Below are 19,508 nucleotides of genomic sequence, written 5' to 3'. Positions count from 1 at the left end.
TAAGGAGAGTTACGTGGCCATCCGCGTCCTACTGGTCGATGACCAGCCGCTGTTGCGCACCGGGTTCCGGATGATTCTGGAGGCCGAGCAGGACATCGCGGTCGTCGGCGAGGCCGGAGACGGCCTTCAGGCTCTTGACCAGGTGCGGGCACTCCAGCCCGACGTGGTGCTCATGGACATCCGCATGCCGCGGATGGACGGCGTCGAGGCGACCCGGCAGATCACCGGCCCCGGCCGGGACGGCCCGGCCAAGGTCCTGGTCCTGACCACCTTCGACCTCGACGAGTACGTGGTGGAGGCGCTGCGCGCCGGCGCCAGCGGCTTCCTGCTCAAGGACGCCCCGGCGAACGAGCTGGTGCAGGCGATCCGCGTGGTCGCCGCGGGCGAGGCGATGCTCGCGCCGAGCATCACGCGCCGCCTGCTCGACAAGTACTCCGCGCATCTGCCCTCCGGCGACGAGCCGGTGCCGGACACCCTGCACACCCTCACCGAGCGCGAGGTCGAGGTGCTGAAGCTGGTGGCGCGCGGCCTGTCGAACGCGGAGATCGCGGCCGACCTCTTCGTGAGCGAGACGACCGTGAAGACGCACGTCGGGCATGTGCTCACGAAGCTGGGCCTGCGCGACCGGGTACAGGCGGCGGTGTACGCGTACGAGAGCGGCCTGGTCCGCCCCGGCGCCCAGTAGCCACCGAGTCCCACCCCCGGTCCCCCGCGCCCGGTTTCCCCGGGGCACGAACGACGAAGGCGGCCACCCCCTGAGGGGGCGGCCGCCTTCCGTGCTGCGGGCCGCGATGGCGACGCGTCAGAGTGTCACTCGCCGACGCCGCGGCCGAGCTCCCACAGCTGGAGGCTGGAGGCGGAGTTGAGGGCGTACTCGACGCCCGTGATGTCGTCCCGCGCGGCGATGTACTGCTTGCCCTGCCAGAGCGGCAGTACGGGCACGTCCTCGGCGACGATGTCCTGGATCTTGCGGATGCTCTTCGACGCGGCCAGACGGTCGGCCTCACGGCGCGAGGTCGGGATCAACTGGTCGATGATCTCGTCGTTCTCGTAGGGCGAGCCGAGGAAGTTGCCCTTGTCGAGGAAGGGCGCGATGAAGCTGTCGGCGTCGGGGAAGTCGGGGAACCAGCCCATGCCGTACACGGCGTACTTGCCGTCGCGCTCGGCGGGGCGGAAGGTGCCCCAGGGCGTGCCCTTGATGGAGACGTCGAACAGACCGGAGTCGTTGAGCTGCTTCTGGAGCACCTCGAACTCCTTCTTCGTCGCCGGACCGTAGTGGTCGGTGGTGTAGTTCAGCGTCATCTTCACCGGAGTGGTGATGTTCGCCTTGCTCAGCGCGGAGCGGGCCTTGGCCGTGCTCGGGTCGCCGTACTTGTTGAAGAACGAGTTGGCGTGGCCGGTGATGGTGCTCGGCACCAGCGAGAACAGCGGGTCGGCCGTCGCGCCGTACACCGAAGAGGTCAGCGCGCCGCGGTCGATGACCTGCGCCATGGCCTGGCGGACGGCCTTGCTCTTGGCCGGCGCGGCCTCGGTGTTGAAGGCGAGGTAGCGGATCTCGAGACCCTGCATCTCGACCAGGTCGATCTTCTCGTCGGAGGATCCGTCGAGCTTCTCGACCTGCTCGGGCGACATGGTGCGCGCCATCACGTCGATGTCGCCGTCCTCGAGCGCCTTGCCCATGGACTTGGTGTCGTCGAAGCTGTGCAGCTCCACCGTGTCGCTCTGCGGCTTGAACTCACCCTTGTAGTGGGGGTTCTTGCTGAAGACCGTCTTCACCAGACGGTCGCCGTCGACCTCCTGCTTCGCGACGTACGGGCCGGATCCGGAGATCTCGAAGCCGTCACGGAGCTTGTTCTTGGGGTAGTCGTCCTTGCTGATGATGCCCGCGGCCGGCGTGGCCAGCTTGTACGGGAACGTCGCGTCCGAGGTCTTGAGGTGGAAGATGACCTCGCGGTCACCCTGCGTCTCGATCTCCTGGACGTTCGACACGAGAGCGTCGACGCCGCTGGAGTCCTTGATCTTGATGTCGCGGACCCGCTCGATGGAGAACTTCACGTCGGCGGCGGTCAGCGGCTCGCCGTCGGAGAACGTCAGGCCCTTGCGCAGGGTGCAGGAGTAGCGCTCGTTGCCCGTGTCGGTGAAGCCGCACTGCTCGGCGGCCTCGGGCTGCGGGTCGCCGCCGGCGCGCGGCAGGGCCATCAGCGTCTGGAGGGTCTGCCGCAGCAGGCTCCAGGAACCGGCGTCGTAGGCGTACGCGGGGTCGAAGGGTGCCGGCACCTCCTTGGAGATGGCGAACGCGTCCGTGGTGCCGACGGCGATCGCGTCGTCACCGTCTCCGCTGCCCGATCCGCCACACGCGGCGAGGGCGGGGGCGAGCAGACCTATGACAGCCGGCAGCACCAAAGTCTTGCGGTTCATGCTCGACGTTCTCCAGAGCTCTTGGATCCCGTGAATCCCGCAACGCGGGGTGAGGGTTGATGGGTGCACGGGGGGTGGGGCGATGTTCTCGCGATGACATTAGTCCGCGGCAGTTGGGCGCCGGAAAGGGTGGCCGCCGAGCATCAATCACGCAGTGAAACCGGGCGTGGACGCATTGATAACCCGACACCGGAAGGATTCGTGCACGCTCCCACCAATCGGGACACAACGTCACGCCCGCAGGGGCCCCAAGAGGGGTTACTGCACACGCGTCCCCCACTGTCGACCCCGGCGCGGGTGGGAAAGGTCACACAATGGATCAGGTTCGGGAACGAACCTGTCGGACCTGTCAGAGGGTCATGAGGCCTTGCAGGAAAGGCAGGTTGACGTGTTCGAGGGACGGGACGACCGTGCGTCCCGTGAGCGGCGGGATCGGCGCGACCGACGGCACCGCCACGACGCGGCAGCCCGCGGCCTCCGCGGCGGCCACGCCGGTCGCGGTGTCCTCGATGACGGCGCATCTCGCGGGGTCGGCGCCGAGCCCCGAGGCGGCGAGCAGATACGGGTCGGGGTGGGGCTTGGTGCGGGACACCTCGTCGCCGGCGACGGTGAGCGTGAAGTGGTGGGCGCCGATCGAGTCGAGCACACGGTCGATGATGCGCCGGTGCGAGGCGGACACGAGCGCCATGGGGACGTCGTGCGCGGCGAGTTCGGCGAGCAGCCGGGCGGCGCCCGGCATCAGCGGCAGCGAGCGGCTGATGCGGTCCTCGAAGCCGTCGTTGAGCAGCACGGTGAGTTCCGCGACGGTCACGTCCGCACCGGTGGACTCGATGAGGAAGGCCGCGCTGCGTGTCATCGGGCCGCCGACGACGACTTCACGCCAGGCCTCGTCGAGCGTGTGCCCGAGGCGGGCGAACACGTCGACCTCGGCGTCCCACCAGAAGCCCTCGGTGTCGACGAGCGTTCCGTCCATGTCGAGGAGAACGGCCTGCAACGCCGAGCCTTCGGCCGTTCGGGTGTTGAGCGCGGGAACCGTACTGGTCATGCGACCACACCTTCCATGAGGGACGAGAAGGCCGGTCGCCCGCCTAGACGGCAAGGCAACCGGCCTGCACTGGACCGACCAGTGTACGACTGTCCCGGATCAGCGCGCGTTGAAGTACTTCGCCTCGGGGTGGTGGATGACGATGGCGTCCGTGGACTGCTCCGGGTGGAGCTGGAACTCCTCGGAGAGGTGTACGCCGATCCGCTCGGGCCGCAGCAGGTCGGCGATCTTGGCGCGGTCCTCCAGCTCGGGGCAGGCGCCGTAACCGAGGGAGAAGCGGGCGCCGCGGTACTTCAGGGCGAACATGTCCTCCACGTCGGCGGGGTCCTCGCCGCCGAAGCCGAGCTCGGCGCGCACGCGCGCGTGCCAGTACTCGGCGAGCGCCTCGGCCAACTGCACGGACAGGCCGTGCAGTTCGAGGTAGTCGCGGTAGGAGTCGGCGGCGAAGAGCTCGGCGGTCGCCTCGCCGATCCGCGATCCGACGGTGACGATCTGGAAGCCGACGACGTCGGTCTCCCCGGACTCCTCCGGGCGGAAGAAGTCCGCGAGGCAGAGCCTGCGGCCCCGGCGCTGGCGCGGGAAGGAGAAGCGGGTCCGCTCCGAGCCGTCGTCGTTGAGGACGATCAGGTCGTCGCCCTTGGAGACGCACGGGAAGTAGCCGTGCACGACGGCCGCCTCCAGGAGGTTCTTGGTGTGCAGCTCGTCCAGCCAGCCGCGCAGCCGCGGACGTCCCTCGCGCTCGACGAGTTCCTCGTACGAGGGTCCGTCACCGGTGCGCGCCTGCTTCAGGCCCCACTGGCCCTTGAAGAGCGCGCCCTCGTCCAGCCAGGAGGCGTACTCCTTGAGCTGGATGCCCTTGACGACGCGGGTGCCCCAGAAGGGCGGGGTGGGCACGGGGTTGTCGGTGGCGACATCGGAGCGGGCGGGGCCCTCCTCCTCCTTGACGTCGAGGACCGCGGCCGTCGCGCTGGTGGGGACGCGGCGCTGCTTGAGCTCGGGCAGGGTCGCGCCGGGCACGCCGCGCTTGACGGCGATGAGGGCGTCCATCAGGCGCAGGCCCTCGAAGGCGTCGCGGGCGTAGCGGACCTCGCCCTCGTAGATCTCGTGCAGGTCCTGCTCGACGTAGGCGCGGGTGAGGGCGGCGCCGCCGAGGATCACCGGGAAGTCGGCGGACATGCCGCGCTGGTTGAGCTCCTCCAGGTTCTCCTTCATGATCACGGTGGACTTGACGAGGAGGCCCGACATGCCGATCACGTCGGCGCGGTGCTCGGCGGCGGCGTCCAGGATCGCGGCGACGGGCTGCTTGATGCCGAGGTTGACGACGTTGTAGCCGTTGTTCGACAGGATGATGTCGACGAGGTTCTTGCCGATGTCGTGGACGTCGCCGCGGACGGTGGCCAGGACGATGGTGCCCTTGCCCTCGGCGTCCGACTTCTCCATGTGCGGCTCCAGGTGGGCCACGGCCGTCTTCATGACCTCGGCGGACTGGAGCACGAAGGGCAGCTGCATCTGGCCGGAGCCGAAGAGCTCGCCGACGACCTTCATGCCCTCCAGGAGGGTGTCGTTGACGATGTCGAGCGCCGGGCGGGTCTCCAGGGCCTCGTCGAGGTCGGTCTCCAGGCCGTTCTTCTCGCCGTCGATGATGCGGCGCTTGAGGCGTTCGTCCAGCGGCAGGGCGAGGAGTTCCTCGGCCTTGCCCGCCTTCATCGACTTGGTGGAGACGCCCTCGAAGAGCTCCATGAGCTTCTGGAGGGGGTCGTAGCCCTCGGCGCGGCGGTCGAAGATGAGGTCGCGGGCGACGGTGACCTGCTCGTCGTCGAAGCGCGCGATGGGCAGGATCTTGGACGCGTGCACGATCGCGGAGTCCAGGCCCGCCTTGACGCACTCGTCGAGGAAGACGGAGTTGAGCAGGACACGGGCGGCCGGGTTGAGGCCGAAGGAGATGTTGGAGAGGCCCAGCGTGGTCTGCACGTCGGGGCGGCGCTTCTTCAGCTCGCGGATCGCCTCGATGGTCGCGACGCCGTCGCCCCGGGACTCCTCCTGGCCGGTGCAGATGGTGAAGGTCAGGGTGTCGACGAGGATGTCCGACTCGTGGATGCCCCAGTTGCCGGTGAGGTCGTCGATGATGCGCTCGGCGATGGCGACCTTGTGCTCGGCGGTGCGGGCCTGGCCCTCCTCGTCGATGGTCAGCGCGATCAGGGCGGCGCCGTGCTCCTTGGCCAGCGCGGTGACCTGGGTGAAGCGGGACTCGGGGCCGTCGCCGTCCTCGTAGTTGATGGAGTTGATGACCGCGCGGCCGCCCAGCTTCTCCAGGCCGGCCCGCAGTACGGGCAGCTCGGTGGAGTCCAGGACGATGGGGAGGGTGGAGGCGGTGGCGAAGCGTCCGGCCAGCTCCTCCATGTCCTTCACGCCGTCCCGGCCCACGTAGTCGACGCACAGGTCGAGCATGTGCGCGCCCTCGCGGATCTGGTCGCGTGCCATCTCCACGCAGTCGTCCCAGCGGCCCTCCAGCATGGCCTCGCGGAACTTCTTGCTGCCGTTGGCGTTCGTGCGCTCGCCGATCGCCAGGTACGAGGTGTCCTGGCGGAACGGCACGCTCTGGTACAGGGAGGCGGCGCCGGGCTCGGGGTGCGGCTCGCGGCGGACGGTCTCGACGCCCCGGACGCGCTCGACGACCTGGCGGAGGTGCTCGGGGGTGGTGCCGCAGCAGCCGCCGACCAGAGAGAGGCCGTAGTCGCGTACGAAGGTCTCCTGGGCGTCGGCCAGCTCCGGGGCCGTCAGGGGGTAGTGGGCGCCGTTCTTGCCGAGGACCGGCAGGCCCGCGTTGGGCATGCAGGAGATCGGCACGCGCGAGTGGCGGGCGAGGTAGCGCAGGTGTTCGCTCATCTCGGCGGGGCCGGTGGCGCAGTTCAGGCCGATCATGTCGATGCCGAGCGGCTCCAGGGCCGTCAGGGCGGCGCCGATCTCGGAGCCGAGGAGCATCGTGCCGGTGGTCTCGACGGTGACGGAGCAGATCACCGGGAGGTTCGCGCCGGTGGCCTCCAGGGCGCGGCGGGCGCCGAGGATGGCGGCCTTGGTCTGGAGAAGGTCCTGGGTGGTCTCCACCAGGAGCGCGTCGGCGCCGCCCGCGATCATGCCTTCGGCGTTGATCTGGTAGGCGTCGCGCAGGATGCCGTACGGGGCGTGGCCGAGGGTGGGCAGCTTGGTGCCGGGGCCCATGGAGCCGAGGACCCAGCGCTGCTGTCCCGTCGACGCGGTGAACTCGTCGGCGACCTCGCGGGCGATGCGGGCCCCGGCCTCGGAGAGCTCGAAGTTGCGCTCGGGGATGTCGTACTCGTTCAGGGCGGCGAAGTTCGCGCCGAACGTGTTGGTCTCCACGCAGTCGACGCCGACGGCGAAGTACTCCTCGTGGACGGAGCGCACGATGTCGGGCCGGGTGACGTTCAGGACTTCGTTGCAGCCTTCGAGCTGCTGGAAGTCCTCCAACGTGGGGTCCTGCGCCTGGAGCATCGTGCCCATCGCGCCGTCGGCCACCACGACACGGGTGGCGAGGGCCTCGCGGAGGGCGTCGGCCCGGGTCCTGCTCTCGGGCGGAACGGGGATGGTGTGTGACGACGGGGTAGGCGACGAGGCCATTGAGGAGCTCCCTGGAGTGCGACGGCTGTCGGCTTTGCGCCCTCTGCTGGAAGGTGCACCCGGCCAGGGTAGCGGGCACCTCCTTCTCGCGGTGAAGGCGTCCACGGGGCGGACGGGTGGCCCGGCGGCGGCTTGAAGTGGCTCCTGAGGGGGGAAAGGGGGGCAACACAGGCTGTCCGGGCATTAGCGGGAGGTCGACAACGACCGATAGTGTTCAGCATTGTCGAACGTCGAGTGTTGGTGTGGGGATCGGAGGTAGAGGCTGCGATGGCACGCAACATCCAGTCGCTCGAACGGGCCGCGGCCATGCTGCGGCTGCTCGCGGGCGGTGAGCGACGGCTCGGTCTCTCGGAGATCGCCTCCTCGCTCGATCTCGCCAAGGGCACGGCACACGGCATCCTGCGCACCCTCCAGGCCGAGGGCTTCGTCGAGCAGGACTCCGCCTCGGGCCGCTACCAGCTGGGCGCCGAGCTGCTGCGCCTGGGCAACAGCTATCTGGACGTGCACGAGCTGCGGGCCCGCGCCCTGGTGTGGACCGACGACCTGGCCCGCTCCAGCGGCGAGAGCGTCCACCTCGGCGTGCTGCACCAGCAGGGCGTGCTCATCGTCCACCACGTCTTCCGGCCCGACGACAGCCGCCAGGTCCTGGAGGTGGGCGCCATGCAGCCGCTGCACTCCACGGCCCTCGGCAAGGTGCTCTCCGCCTACGACCCGGTCGCGCACAACGAAGCCCTGGAGGCCGAGCGCCGCCCGCTCACGGCCCGCACGGTGACCGACCCCGACGGCTTCGAGGGCGTCCTGGACGTCACCCGCGCGCGCGGGTACGCGGCCGACGTCGAGGAGACCTGGGAGGGCATCGCGTCCGTCGCGGCCCCCATCCACGACCGGCGCCGCATGCCGGTCGGCGCGGTCGGCGTGACCGGCGCCGTGGAGCGGGTCTGCCGGGACGGGGAGCTGCGCCCCGAGCTGATCGCCGCCGTGCGGGACTGCGCGCGCGCCGTCTCCAGGGACCTGGGCGCCGGGCGCTTCTGAGCCTCGGGCCTACGCCCGCCCGGCCACCGCCATATGCACCGGCCCCGCCACCGCCATATGCACCGCCCCGCCGCGCCGACGTGCGTGCGGCGGGGCTCGGGGCGACCATCGATGGACCGAATCGCCCCTGCCGGAGCCCTGCCAGGACCGATAGGTCGAAACGATCAATAACGATCGTGTTTTCAATAACAGAACTCTTGACGTGCAAGTAACCCCGGGGTGAGACTCGCGTCCATCGGTCGGCATTGTCGAACACCTACCGGCATTACGCGTTAGAGTGGGGCAACGCCAAGGGCCGGCAACGACCTCACCTGAGGTCGCGGACCACCGGAGGGACCCGGGGTTCGCCTTCCCCTGGACGAAGGACAAAGGAGTCGCGGGTGTCCAGCTCCGACATCTTCATCGGCGAGACCATCGGTACCGCCGTGCTCATCCTGCTGGGCGGTGGCGTGTGTGCCGCCGTCACGCTCAAGCGCTCAAAGGCCAAGGACGCCGGCTGGCTCGCGATCACCTTCGGGTGGGGCTTCGCCGTACTGACCGGCGCCTACCTCGCGGGTGGCGTCTCCGGCGCCCACCTCAACCCGGCGGTCACGCTCGGTCTCGCCATCGAGGGCGGCACCAAGTGGAGCGACGTTCCGCTCTACCTGGCCTCGCAGCTGCTCGGCGCGATGATCGGCGCCGTACTGGTGTGGCTCGCCTACATGGGCCAGTTCAAGGCCCACCTGACCGACCCGGAGATCCTCGCGGCGCAGCCCGTCGAGGAGGGCATGGTCGACCAGAAGGCGGCCCCCAAGGCGGGCCCGGTGCTCGGCGTCTTCTCGACGGGCCCGGAGATCCGGAACTACGCCCAGAACGTGGTCACGGAGATCATCGCCACGATCGTCCTGGTCCTCGCGATCCTCACGCAGGGCCTGAACGACGGCGGCAACGGCCTCGGCACCCTCGGCGCCCTGATCACCGCGCTCGTCGTGGTCAGCATCGGTCTCTCCATCGGTGGCCCCACGGGCTACGCGATCAACCCCGTCCGCGACCTCGGTCCGCGCATCGTGCACTCCCTGCTCCCGCTGCCGAACAAGGGCAGCTCGGACTGGTCGTACGCCTGGGTCCCGATCGTCGGCCCGCTGATCGGCGGCGCCATCGCCGGCGGTCTCTACAACGTCGCGTTCAAGTAGACCCGCGACAGCGACCGATGACCGGCAAAGACGCCTGAGACCGACAGCAAAGAACTTTCTGGAGCACACCGTGACCGACGCACACACCGCAGGCCCCTTCATCGCGGCCATCGACCAGGGCACCACGTCCAGCCGCTGCATCGTCTTCGACAAGGACGGCCGGATCGTCTCCGTCGACCAGAAGGAGCACGAGCAGATCTTCCCGAAGCCGGGCTGGGTCGAGCACGACGCGACCGAGATCTGGACCAACGTCGAGGAGGTCGTGGCCAAGGCCGTCTCCAAGGCCGGCATCACCCGCGACGACATCAAGGCGATCGGCATCACCAACCAGCGTGAGACCACGCTGCTGTGGGACAAGAACACCGGCGAGCCGGTGCACAACGCCATCGTCTGGCAGGACACCCGCACCGACGCGCTCTGCCGGGAACTGGGCCGCAACGTCGGCCAGGACCGCTTCCGCCGCGAGACCGGCCTGCCGCTGGCCTCCTACTTCGCGGGCCCGAAGGCCCGCTGGCTGCTCGACAACGTCGAGGGTCTGCGCGAGCGCGCCGAGGCCGGCGACATCCTCTTCGGCACCATGGACTCCTGGGTCATCTGGAACCTGACCGGCGGTGTCAACGGCGGCAGGCACGTCACCGACGTCACCAACGCCTCCCGCACCATGCTGATGAACCTGCACAAGATGCAGTGGGACGAGAAGATCTGCGAGTCCATCGGCGTGCCCACGGCGATGCTCCCCGAGATCCGCTCCTCCGCCGAGGTCTACGGCGAGGTCACCGGCGGCAAGCTCGGCGACGTGCTCGGCGGCATCCCCGTCGCCTCCGCGCTCGGCGACCAGCAGGCGGCCCTGTTCGGCCAGACCTGCTTCGACGAGGGCGAGGCCAAGTCCACGTACGGCACCGGCACGTTCATGCTCCTGAACACCGGTGACAAGGCCATCAACTCCTACTCGGGCCTGCTGACCACGGTCGGCTACCAGATCGGCGACCAGAAGCCGGTCTACGCCCTGGAAGGCTCCATCGCCGTCACCGGTTCGCTGGTGCAGTGGATGCGCGACCAGATGGGCCTGATCAACTCCGCCGCCGAGATCGAGACGCTCGCGTCGTCGGTCGAGGACAACGGCGGCGCCTACTTCGTGCCGGCCTTCTCCGGTCTGTTCGCCCCGTACTGGCGCTCCGACGCCCGCGGTGTGATCGCCGGTCTGACGCGGTACGTCACCAAGGCGCACATCGCGCGCGCCGTCCTGGAGGCCACGGCCTGGCAGACCCGTGAGATCACCGACGCCATGACGAAGGACTCCGGCGTCGAGCTCGCGGCCCTCAAGGTCGACGGCGGCATGACCTCCAACAACCTGCTGATGCAGACCATCTCGGACTTCCTCGACGCGCCCGTGGTGCGCCCGATGGTGGCCGAGACGACCTGCCTCGGTGCCGCCTACGCCGCCGGTCTCGCCGTCGGCTTCTGGTCCTCGACCGACGAGCTGCGCGCCAACTGGCGGCGGGCCGCGGAATGGACCCCCCACATGGACGCGGGCACCCGCGACCGTGAGTACAAGAGCTGGCTCAAGGCCGTCGAGCGGTCCATGGGTTGGCTCGATGAGAGTGGCGAGGAGTAAGACAATGACCACCCTGCAGAGCGTCCCTGCCCTCGGGACGCATCCGGCTGCCGGCCTCAACCCGAGCCGCGCCGAAACCCGGGAGCAGCTTTCCAAGGCGACGTACGACCTCCTGGTGATCGGCGGCGGAATCCTGGGCATCTCCACCGCCTGGCATGCCGCGCAGTCGGGACTGCGGGTGGCCCTGGTGGACGCCGGTGACTTCGCCGGCGCCACCTCCTCCGCTTCCTCCAAGCTCCTCCACGGCGGCCTGCGCTACCTTCAGACCGGCGCGGTGAAGCTGGTCGCGGAGAACCACTTCGAGCGTCGCGCGGTCTCCCGTCAGGTGGCCCCCCACCTGGCGAACCCGCTCACCTTCTACCTGCCGGTCTACAAGGGCGGCCCGCACGGCGCCGCCAAGCTGGGCGCGGGCGTGTTCGCGTACAGCGCGCTGTCCGCGTTCGGCGACGGCGTCGGCCACCTGCTCTCGCCCTCCAAGGCCGCGCAGGACGTGCCGGAGCTGCGCACCGACAACCTGAAGGCCGTCGCCGTCTACGGCGACGACCAGATGAACGACTCCCGCATGGCTTTGATGACGGTCCGCGCGGCCGTCGAGGCCGGTGCCGCCGTCCTCAACCACGCCGAGGTCACGGGCCTGCGCTTCACCAAGGGCCGGGTCACGGGCGCGGAGCTCAAGGACCGCATGAGCGGCGACGAGTTCGGCGTCAACGCGCGGCTCGTGCTCAACGCGACCGGCCCGTGGGTCGACCACCTGCGCAAGATGGAGAACCCGGACGCGGCGCCCTCCATCCGCCTCTCCAAGGGCGCGCACCTGGTCCTCAAGCGCACCTCCCCCTGGAAGGCCGCGCTGGCCACGCCGATCGACAAGTACCGCATCACGTTCGCCCTGCCCTGGGAGGACATGCTGCTGCTCGGCACCACCGACGAGGAGTTCGAGGGCGACCCGGCGGACGTGCGCGTCACCGAGGCCGACACCGCCCAGATCCTGGACGAGGCCGCGTTCTCCATCCGCGACCAGCAGCTGTCGCGTGACCTGATCACGTACTCCTTCGCGGGTCTGCGGGTGCTGCCCGGCGGCCCCGGCGACACCTCCAAGGCCAAGCGCGAGACGGTCGTCAGCGAGGGCCGCGGCGGCATGCTGTCGGTCGCCGGCGGCAAGTGGACGACCTTCCGCCACATCGGCCGTACGGTGATGAAGAAGCTGGAGGCGCTTCCCGGCCACCCGCTCGGCGACGACTACGAGCCGATCTCGGAGCTGCCGAAGAAGCTGCCGCTGCCCGGCATCGCCAACCCCCGTGCCGTCGCGCACCGCCTCCTGGTGGACGGCCCGGCGCCGGGCCCGCGCATGGCCGCCGACACCGCCAAGCACCTGGCGACGCACTACGGCTCGCTCTCCTTCGACATCGCCCGCCTGGCGAACGAGAACCCGGAGCTCGCCGAGCGCGTCCACCCCGACGCCCCGGAGATCTGGGCGCAGGTCGTCTACGCCCGCGACAACGAGTGGGCCGAGACGGCGGACGACGTGCTGCGCCGCCGCACCACGCTGACGATCCGCGGCCTGGCCACGGACGACGTGCGCGGCAAGGTCGACGACCTGCTGGGCAAGAAGGCCTGAGCGACAGGGTCCGACCGTATGAGCGGTTGAGTGTCCGGTAAGGGGCGGTTCCCATGGGGGGCCGCCCCTTACCCGTGCCCGGCGCTGCGTACGATCACCGGCGTGAGCTCTTCCTCGACGTCGCCGTCCGACGCCCAGCCCATCACCCGTGTGCCCGGCACCGGGCTGCCCGCCCAGGCGGTCGTGGTCGGTGATCCGGGCCGCGCGGAGGCCGTCGCCGCGCTCCTCGCCGACGCCAAGGAGGTGTCGTACCACCGCGAGTACCGCACCTTCACCGGGGACTGGCAGGGCACTCCGGTCGTCGTCGCCTCGCACGGCGTCGGCGCGCCCGGTGCGCTGCTGCTCTTCCAGGAGCTCGCCGCGGCCGGCGTCCGCACCTTCCTGCGGCTCGGCACGGCGGGCGCGATCAGGACCGGCATCCGCGACGGCGACCTGGTCATCGCGGACGCGGCGGTACGGGACGACGGCGTGACCCAGCAGCTCATCCCCGCGGAGTACCCGGCGTTCGCCACGCCGGAGGCGGTCATCGCGCTCCAGCGGGCGGCTCGGGCGGCCGACGCGCCCCACCACCGGGGCGTGGTGTGGACGCGGGCCGCGTTCCAGCCGGGTTTCCTGCCGCTGCCCGGCGACGCGTACGCGCGAGCGGGCATCGCGGCCATCGAGATGGAGCTCTCGGCGCTGTACGTCTTCGCCTCCACGCACGGTCTGACCGCGGGCGGCGCCCTGGTGGTGGACGGCGCGAACGCGGACGAGCTGGTCGACGACGAGGCGCCCCTCTCGTCCGGCGGCTACGACCCGCACCGCGATGTGGTCGCCGCCGGGGTCGACCGGGGTGCCCGCGTAGCCTTGGACGCGCTGCGCCTCCTGGTCTCGGCCCCGAGCACCGAACGAGCACAGCGACCGTAGCGACCCGGGAGAGCGGAACCGATGCCCCACACTGACCTGCCCGCCCAGGACCGCGGCGGCTCCAGGGACCTGGACCTGCTGGTGCACGGCGGCGACGTCCTGACCGTCGACGCGGCGGGCACCGTCGTGCCGGACGGCGCGGTGGCCGTGCGCGCCGGACGGATCGTGGAGGTCGGCCCCGCCGACCGGCTGCGCGCCACGTACACGGCCGCGCGGGAGATCGACGCCCGGGGCTGTCTGGTGCTGCCGGGGCTGATCAACACGCACACGCACCTCGCGATGAACCTGCTGCGCGGCATCGCCGACGACCTCACCTTGCAGGGTTTCCTGGACCGCGTCATCCCGCGCGAGGCCGAGCTCCTCTCGCCGGAGACGGTGGCGGCCGGGCTGCGTGGCGCGATCGCGGAGTCCGTGCGCGGCGGGGTCACGGCGGCGCTCGACATGTACTGGTTCCACGAGGCGGCCGACGCCGTGGCGCGGGAGGCAGGCTGGCGGCTGCTGAGCGGGCCCACGTTCATGGACGTGCCGGGACCGCCCGACGGCCGCCCCTACGCGGAGCGGCTCGGCTGGGCGAGCGCCTACCTGAAGGGCCGCACCCCGGCCCCCGGCACACGGCCCGTGGTCTTCGCGCACTCGGCGTACACGCTGGGCCCCGAGCAGCTCACGGAGATCGCCGCGCTGGCCCGGGAGCACGGCGCCCTGCTGCACCTGCACGCGGCCGAGAACGCGGGCGAGGTGGCGACGGTCCTGGAGCAGCACGGCATGCGTCCGGTGGAGCTGCTCGACTCGCTCGGCGTGCTCGGCCCGGACACGCTGCTCGCGCACGCCGTCGACCTCACCGACGCGGAGATCGCGACGCTGGCCCGCACGGGCACGGCCGTCGCGCACTGCCCGGTGTCGAACCTGAAGCTGGGCTGCGGCATCGCGCGCGTGCCCGAGCTGCTCGAAGCGGGCGTCACGGTCGGCCTCGGCACGGACGGTGCCGTGAGCTCCAACACCCTCGACGTGCTCGGCGCGGTGAGGATGGCCGCGCTGGTGCACAAGGCGGGCGGCGACCCCACGGCGGTCGGTGCCGAGCAGGCCGTGCGGATGGCGACCATCGAGTCGGCGCGGGCGCTCGGCCTCGGCGATCAGCTCGGCTCGCTGGAGACGGGCAAGCGCGCCGACCTGATCGTCGTCGAGCTCGGCCGCCCGCACCTCGCGCCCCCGCACGACCCGTGGTCGACGCTGGCGTACGCCGCGGCCGCCGGTGACGTGCGGGACACTGTGGTGGACGGGCGTGTGCTGATGCGGGAGCGCGTTCTGCGCACGCTCGACGAGCCCGCGGTCCTGCGTGACCTGACCGTCGCCGCGGGCGGCCACCAGGAGACGAGCACCGTATGACCCCGGACACCGGACACGAACCCACCCGCGGTTTCACCGGCCGCGCCCGCGCCGCCGACCGCGATCCGCGCCTGCCGCCGGGCCAGTACGACGCCCGTGACGGCTGGCCCGTCCTCTCCGCCGAGGTGACGCCGAGTCTGGCCGCCGCCGACTGGACGTTCCGCGTGGACGGTCTCGTGGCGGAGCCGCGCACCTGGGGCTGGGACGAGGCGCACACGCTGCCATCGGCCGAGTACCGGGGCGACATCCACTGCGTGACGAGCTGGTCGAAGTTCGGGGTGCGCTTCGGCGGGGTGAGCCTGGACAGCTTCCTCGCCGCCGTCCGCCCGCTCCCCGGGGCGTCCCACGTCGTCGCGTACTCCCACACCGGCTACACCAGCAATCTGCCGCTCGCCGACGTCACCGGCGGCCGGGCGTGGATCGTCTGGGAGTACGGGGGCGAGCCGCTGCCCCCGGAGCACGGCGGCCCCGCCCGGCTGATCGTGCCGCACCTCTACTTCTGGAAGAGCGCCAAGTGGATCGCCGGGCTGCGGCTCCTCGACCACGACGAGCCGGGCTTCTGGGAGCGGAACGGCTATCACCACCGGGGCGACCCGTGGGCCGAGGAGCGTTACGCAGGTGACTGACATCCCGTACTCCGAATTCCACGAGGGCGGCTTCGTGCCGCCGACGCGGTTCGCCGTGCCCGGCCGGATCGCCGTGAGCGAGCGTGCCGGCAGCCTGTGGCAGCGGGCGCTGATCACGGGGGTCCGCAGGGAGACCCCGGGCGCGTCGACGTTCCGGCTCAAGGTGCCCGAGTGGGAGGGGCACCTGCCGGGGCAGCACCTGATGCTGCGGCTCACGGCGGCGGACGGCTACGTCGCCCAGCGGCACTACTCCATCGCCTCCGCGCCGGACGACAGCGGCGAGATCGAGCTGACCCTCGACCATGTGATCGACGGCGAGGTGTCGGGGCATCTGCACGAGGTGGCCCGGGTCGGCGACACCGTGGAGGTGCGCGGTCCGCTGTCCGGTTTCTTCGCCTGGCCCGGCGACCGGCCCGCGCTGCTGCTCGGGGCCGGCTCCGGGGTCGTGCCGCTGATGTCGATGGTGCGCCACCACCGCCGCGCGGGGCTCGCCCTGCCGCTGCGCCTGATCGTTTCGGCGCGCACGCGCGAGGACCTGATCTACGCGGACGAGTACGGCGATGAGACCACCGTCGTCCTGACCCGCACCGAGGGGCGTCTGACCGCGGCGCATCTGGCGCCGTTCCTGGGGGCGGGACAGCCCGAGGGCGGCTGGGAGGCGTACGTCTGCGGCTCGAACGGCTTCGCGGAGCACGCGTCGCGGCTGCTTGTGCAGGGCGGCCAGCCGGTGGACCGGATCAGGATCGAGCGCTTCGGCTGACTCCGGTGCGCTTCGGCGGTCGAGCGGGCCATAATCGCCTGATACATCGGATGTATCATCCGGCCCTTTTTCACTGTTGAGGCGAGGTCCCCATGGCTGTCACCGACGAGGCCATCGAGAAGATCAAGGGAATGATCGTCTCGGGTGCGCTGCGCCCCGGGGACCGGCTGCCCAAGGAGAGCGAACTCGCCGCGGACCTCGGCCTGTCGCGCAACTCCCTGCGCGAGGCGGTCCGCGCGCTCTCGCTGATCCGCATCCTCGACGTGCGCCAGGGCGACGGCACGTACGTGACCAGCCTCGACCCGCAACTCCTCCTGGAGGCCCTGAGCTTCGTCGTGGACTTCCACCGCGACGACACGGTCCTGGAGTTCCTCGCGGTGCGCCGCATCCTCGAACCCGCGGCCACCGCGATGGCCTGCGCGCACATCACCGAGGCGGAACTGGACGTGCTGAGCGGCCAGTTGGACGCCCTGGGGAGCGCGCCCTCCGTGGAAGAACTGGTCGCCTGCGACCTGGAGTTCCACCACGGCATCGTCAAGACCTCGGGGAACTCCGTCCTGTGCTCCCTGCTCGACGGTCTTTCCGGGCCGACCACGCGGGCCCGCGTCTGGCGCGGCCTGACCCAGGAGGACGCCGTCAGCCGCACGCTGCACGAGCACCGCGCGATCCTCACGGCGCTGCGCGACCGCGACGCGGAGGCGGCCAGGTCATGGGCGACGGTACACATCGCGAGCGTCGAGCAGTGGCTGCGCTCCACGCTGTGACACCGGCCGTTTCCCGGCGCCGGGCGTGGGCAGTGATCACGCACTCCCCCACCCGAGGGGGCTGCGTGGGGCCCCTGCCGACGCCGTAAGGTTGGGGCGTACGCAAGGGAACGTCGGAAGGAGGCCTGGGTGATCGAGCTCGAGGGGGTTCCCGAGCTGGTCGACCCGGTCATGGTGGCCGCGTTCGAGGGCTGGAACGACGCCGGCGACGCCGCCTCCACCGCGGTCGCGCATCTCGACAAGGAGTGGAAGGGCGAGGTGTTCGCGGCGCTGGACGCCGAGGACTACTACGACTTCCAGGTCAACCGCCCGACCGTCTGGCTGGACGACGGGGTGCGCAAGATCACGTGGCCGACGACCCGGCTCTCCGTGGTCCGCGTGGGCGGCGAGAAGCCGCGTGACCTCGTCCTGGTCCGCGGCATCGAACCGTCGATGCGCTGGCGGTCGTTCTGCAACGAGATCCTCGGCTTCGCGCACGAACTGGGCGTGGAGCTGGTGGTGATCATGGGTGCGCTGCTCGGCGACACCCCGCACACCCGGCCCGTCCCGGTCAGCGGCGTGACGTCCGACGCTGACCTGGCGCGCACCATGGACCTGGAGGAGACGAAGTACGAAGGCCCCACGGGCATCGTCGGCATCCTCCAGGAGGCGTGCACGCACGCGGGCGTCCCGGCCGTCAGCCTCTGGGCCGCCGTCCCGCACTACGTCTCGCAGCCGCCGAACCCGAAGGCCACGCTCGCGCTGCTCAACCGCCTCGAGGACCTGATCGGCCTGCGCATCCCGCTGGGCGAGCTGGCCGAGGACGCGCGCGCCTGGCAGCTCGGTGTGGACCAGCTCGCGGCCGAGGACAGCGAGGTCGCGGAGTACGTGCAGTCCCTGGAGGAGGCGCGGGACACCGCCGAGCTCCCGGAGGCGTCGGGCGAGGCCATCGCCCGTGAGTTCGAGCGCTATCTGCGGCGCCGCGACGGCGGGCCCGGCCAGAGCGGCACGCACGCGACGGAGGGCGAGGGCGCCGCGTATCTGCGCGATGCCCCGAGCGACCGCACGCGTCCGCCGAAGCCCAAGCCCACGCAGCGGCCCGAGCCGGACGCCGAGGGCGAGAGCGACGGCGAGGACTCTTCGGGTGCGCCCGACTCGACGCCCGAGTCCCCACCTGATTCGCCGTCCGATTCCTCGGACGACTGAGGGCGCGGTACGGAACGGGCCGCTCCGGACTTCCGGAGCGGCCCGTTCAAGGGTTGGCAGGTACGGCTACAGAGCCACGCCGAGCAGCGCGTCGACGGCCCGGGAGACCACCCCGGGGGCACCCTCGTCCGTACCGCCCGAGGCGGCCTGGGCGGCCGCCCAGCGGTCGACGGCGGCCAGCGCCGCGGGCGCGTCCAGGTCGTCCGCGAGAGCGGCCCGCATCTCCTCGACGACTTCCTCGGCAGGCGGCCCGTCGGGACGGGACACCGCCGCCCGCCAGCGGCCGAGCCGCTCGACGGCCTCTTCGAGGACCCCGTCCGTCCACTCCCAGTCCGCGCGGTAGTGGTGCGCGAGAAGGGCGAGGCGGATGGCGGCCGGGTCGACCCCGGAGCGCCGCAGCGCCGAAACGAAGACGAGGTTGCCCTTGGACTTGGACATCTTGGCGCCGTCAAGGGCGACCATGCCGGCGTGTACGTACGCCTTGGCGAAGGGGTACTCGCCGGTCAGGGCCTGCGCGTGCGAGGCGCCCATCTCGTGGTGCGGGAAGGCGAGGTCCGATCCGCCGCCCTGCACGTCGAAGCCCATGCCCAGGTGGTCCAGGGCGATGGCGACGCACTCGATGTGCCAGCCGGGGCGCCCGCGGCCGAGGCTGCCGCCGTCCCAGTCGGGCTCGCCCTCGCGGGCCGCCATCCAGAGCATCGGGTCGAGCGGGTTCTTCTTGCCGGGGCGCTCGGGGTCGCCGCCGCGCTCGGCGGAGAGCAGCTTCATGGCGGCGGCGTCGAGCCCGGACACCTCCCCGAAGTGGCTGTCGGACTCCACGGAGAAGTAGACGTCGCCCTCCAGCTCGTAGGCGGCTCCCATGTCCCTGAGCCGTTCGACGAGCGGCACGATGCCGGGTATCGCCTCGACGGCTCCGATGTAGTGCTGCGGCGGCAGCAGCCGCAGCGCGGTCATGTCCTCACGGAACAGAGCGGTCTCGCCCTCGGCGAGCTCGACCCAGTCCTTTCCGTCGCGTTTGGCGCGTTCCAGGAGCGGGTCGTCCACGTCGGTCACATTCTGGACGTAGTGAACCTGCCGCTTGGTGTCGAGCCACACGCGCTGCACGAGGTCGAACGCGTTGTAGGTCGCCGCGTGACCCATGTGGGTCGCGTCGTACGGAGTGATGCCGCAGACGTAGATACGGGCGACGGGACCGGGGTCAAGGGTGACGAGTCCACCGGTCGCGGTGTCGTGGATCCGGAGGTCGCGGCCCTTGCCAGGAAGGGCGGGGACCTCAGAAGCGGGCCAGGCATGCATGCCTTGAGCGTAACCGGACGGAGCGTCCGTATACGAGTGGGGATCAAGGAATAGA

General features: G+C 70.8%; 15 protein-coding genes. 11 read left to right on the top strand and 4 right to left on the bottom strand.

The window, feature by feature from the left end; genetic code table 11:
- Positions 1 to 13: 13 nt before the first annotated feature.
- Complete coding sequence (locus tag ACZ6JY_RS18820) at positions 14 to 685, top strand: response regulator (protein WP_098241447.1); 672 nt, start codon at positions 14 to 16, stop codon at positions 683 to 685.
- A gap of 125 nt (positions 686 to 810) precedes the next feature.
- Here ACZ6JY_RS18820 and ACZ6JY_RS18815 read toward each other — a convergent pair whose 3' ends face one another.
- The 3 genes from ACZ6JY_RS18815 to metH all read right to left on the bottom strand — a co-directional run bounded on the left by ACZ6JY_RS18815 (position 811) and on the right by metH (position 7,099).
- Positions 811 to 2,418 (bottom strand): ABC transporter substrate-binding protein, encoded by a 1,608-nt coding sequence (locus tag ACZ6JY_RS18815; RefSeq protein ID WP_469197112.1) that lies wholly within the window; start codon positions 2,416 to 2,418, stop codon positions 811 to 813.
- A gap of 349 nt (positions 2,419 to 2,767) precedes the next feature.
- Positions 2,768 to 3,463 (bottom strand): HAD family hydrolase, encoded by a 696-nt coding sequence (locus tag ACZ6JY_RS18810; protein ID WP_469197111.1) that lies wholly within the window; start codon positions 3,461 to 3,463, stop codon positions 2,768 to 2,770.
- 99 nt (positions 3,464 to 3,562) lie between these two features.
- A complete protein-coding gene (gene metH / locus ACZ6JY_RS18805) occupies positions 3,563 to 7,099 on the bottom strand; it encodes a methionine synthase (RefSeq protein ID WP_469197110.1) in 3,537 nt (1,178 codons plus the stop codon).
- A 267-nt stretch (positions 7,100 to 7,366) separates the two neighbouring features.
- On the opposite strand from metH, the gene ACZ6JY_RS18800 reads away from it, so the two are divergent.
- The 10 genes from ACZ6JY_RS18800 (at position 7,367) to ACZ6JY_RS18755 (ending at position 18,157) form a co-directional block, all read left to right on the top strand.
- Positions 7,367 to 8,131: an IclR family transcriptional regulator gene (locus ACZ6JY_RS18800; RefSeq protein WP_469197109.1), complete on the top strand. Its 765-nt coding sequence runs from the start codon at positions 7,367 to 7,369 to the stop codon at positions 8,129 to 8,131.
- Positions 8,132 to 8,511: 380 nt separating this feature from the next.
- A complete protein-coding gene (locus ACZ6JY_RS18795; protein ID WP_469197108.1) occupies positions 8,512 to 9,303 on the top strand; it encodes an MIP/aquaporin family protein in 792 nt (263 codons plus the stop codon).
- Between the two features lie 70 nt (positions 9,304 to 9,373).
- On the top strand, positions 9,374 to 10,918 hold the full coding sequence (gene glpK, locus ACZ6JY_RS18790) for a glycerol kinase GlpK (protein ID WP_469197107.1): 1,545 nt from the start codon (positions 9,374 to 9,376) through the stop codon (positions 10,916 to 10,918).
- Between the two features lie 4 nt (positions 10,919 to 10,922).
- Positions 10,923 to 12,533 (top strand): glycerol-3-phosphate dehydrogenase/oxidase, encoded by a 1,611-nt coding sequence (locus ACZ6JY_RS18785; protein WP_469197106.1) that lies wholly within the window; start codon positions 10,923 to 10,925, stop codon positions 12,531 to 12,533.
- Between the two features lie 102 nt (positions 12,534 to 12,635).
- Positions 12,636 to 13,439 (top strand): nucleoside phosphorylase, encoded by an 804-nt coding sequence (locus tag ACZ6JY_RS18780; RefSeq protein ID WP_469197105.1) that lies wholly within the window; start codon positions 12,636 to 12,638, stop codon positions 13,437 to 13,439.
- 21 nt (positions 13,440 to 13,460) lie between these two features.
- On the top strand, positions 13,461 to 14,822 hold the full coding sequence (locus ACZ6JY_RS18775; RefSeq protein ID WP_469197104.1) for an amidohydrolase: 1,362 nt from the start codon (positions 13,461 to 13,463) through the stop codon (positions 14,820 to 14,822).
- Positions 14,819 to 15,448, top strand: coding sequence for a sulfite oxidase-like oxidoreductase (locus ACZ6JY_RS18770; RefSeq protein WP_469197103.1), 630 nt, complete (start codon positions 14,819 to 14,821; stop codon positions 15,446 to 15,448). Before ACZ6JY_RS18775 ends, ACZ6JY_RS18770 begins: the two co-directional genes overlap by 4 nt.
- 1 nt (position 15,449) lies before the next feature.
- On the top strand, positions 15,450 to 16,208 hold the full coding sequence (locus tag ACZ6JY_RS18765; RefSeq protein WP_469197345.1) for a ferredoxin reductase: 759 nt from the start codon (positions 15,450 to 15,452) through the stop codon (positions 16,206 to 16,208).
- 92 nt (positions 16,209 to 16,300) lie between these two features.
- Positions 16,301 to 16,972, top strand: a complete 672-nt coding sequence (locus tag ACZ6JY_RS18760) for a FadR/GntR family transcriptional regulator (RefSeq protein WP_469197102.1) — start codon at positions 16,301 to 16,303, stop codon at positions 16,970 to 16,972.
- Positions 16,973 to 17,101: 129 nt separating this feature from the next.
- Positions 17,102 to 18,157 carry a PAC2 family protein gene (locus ACZ6JY_RS18755; protein WP_469197101.1) on the top strand — a complete coding sequence of 352 codons (1,056 nt, stop codon included), beginning with the start codon at positions 17,102 to 17,104 and terminating at the stop codon, positions 18,155 to 18,157.
- Between the two features lie 66 nt (positions 18,158 to 18,223).
- Here ACZ6JY_RS18755 and mshC read toward each other — a convergent pair whose 3' ends face one another.
- Positions 18,224 to 19,453 carry a cysteine--1-D-myo-inosityl 2-amino-2-deoxy-alpha-D-glucopyranoside ligase gene (mshC, locus tag ACZ6JY_RS18750; RefSeq protein ID WP_469197100.1) on the bottom strand — a complete coding sequence of 410 codons (1,230 nt, stop codon included), beginning with the start codon at positions 19,451 to 19,453 and terminating at the stop codon, positions 18,224 to 18,226.
- Between the last annotated feature and the right edge of the window lie 55 nt (positions 19,454 to 19,508).

The sequence above is a fragment of the Streptomyces sp. NPDC046335 genome, from assembly GCF_055587985.1.
Note: the sequence above shows the minus strand (reverse complement) of the source record. Positions and strands in the feature narration are given on the sequence as shown.

Bases quoted from the DNA above. Each gene is read 5' to 3' on its own strand.
- ACZ6JY_RS18815 (WP_469197112.1), bottom strand. From the start codon at position 2,418: ATGAACCGCAAGACTTTGGTGCTGCCGGCTGTCATAGGTCTGCTCGCC.
- ACZ6JY_RS18760 (WP_469197102.1), top strand. From the start codon at position 16,301: ATGGCTGTCACCGACGAGGCCATCGAGAAGATCAAGGGAATGATCGTC.
- ACZ6JY_RS18785 (WP_469197106.1), top strand. From the start codon at position 10,923: ATGACCACCCTGCAGAGCGTCCCTGCCCTCGGGACGCATCCGGCTGCC.
- metH (WP_469197110.1), bottom strand. From the start codon at position 7,099: ATGGCCTCGTCGCCTACCCCGTCGTCACACACCATCCCCGTTCCGCCC.
- ACZ6JY_RS18775 (WP_469197104.1), top strand. From the start codon at position 13,461: ATGCCCCACACTGACCTGCCCGCCCAGGACCGCGGCGGCTCCAGGGAC.
- mshC (WP_469197100.1), bottom strand. From the start codon at position 19,453: ATGCATGCCTGGCCCGCTTCTGAGGTCCCCGCCCTTCCTGGCAAGGGC.
- ACZ6JY_RS18810 (WP_469197111.1), bottom strand. From the start codon at position 3,463: ATGACCAGTACGGTTCCCGCGCTCAACACCCGAACGGCCGAAGGCTCG.
- ACZ6JY_RS18800 (WP_469197109.1), top strand. From the start codon at position 7,367: ATGGCACGCAACATCCAGTCGCTCGAACGGGCCGCGGCCATGCTGCGG.
- ACZ6JY_RS18770 (WP_469197103.1), top strand. From the start codon at position 14,819: ATGACCCCGGACACCGGACACGAACCCACCCGCGGTTTCACCGGCCGC.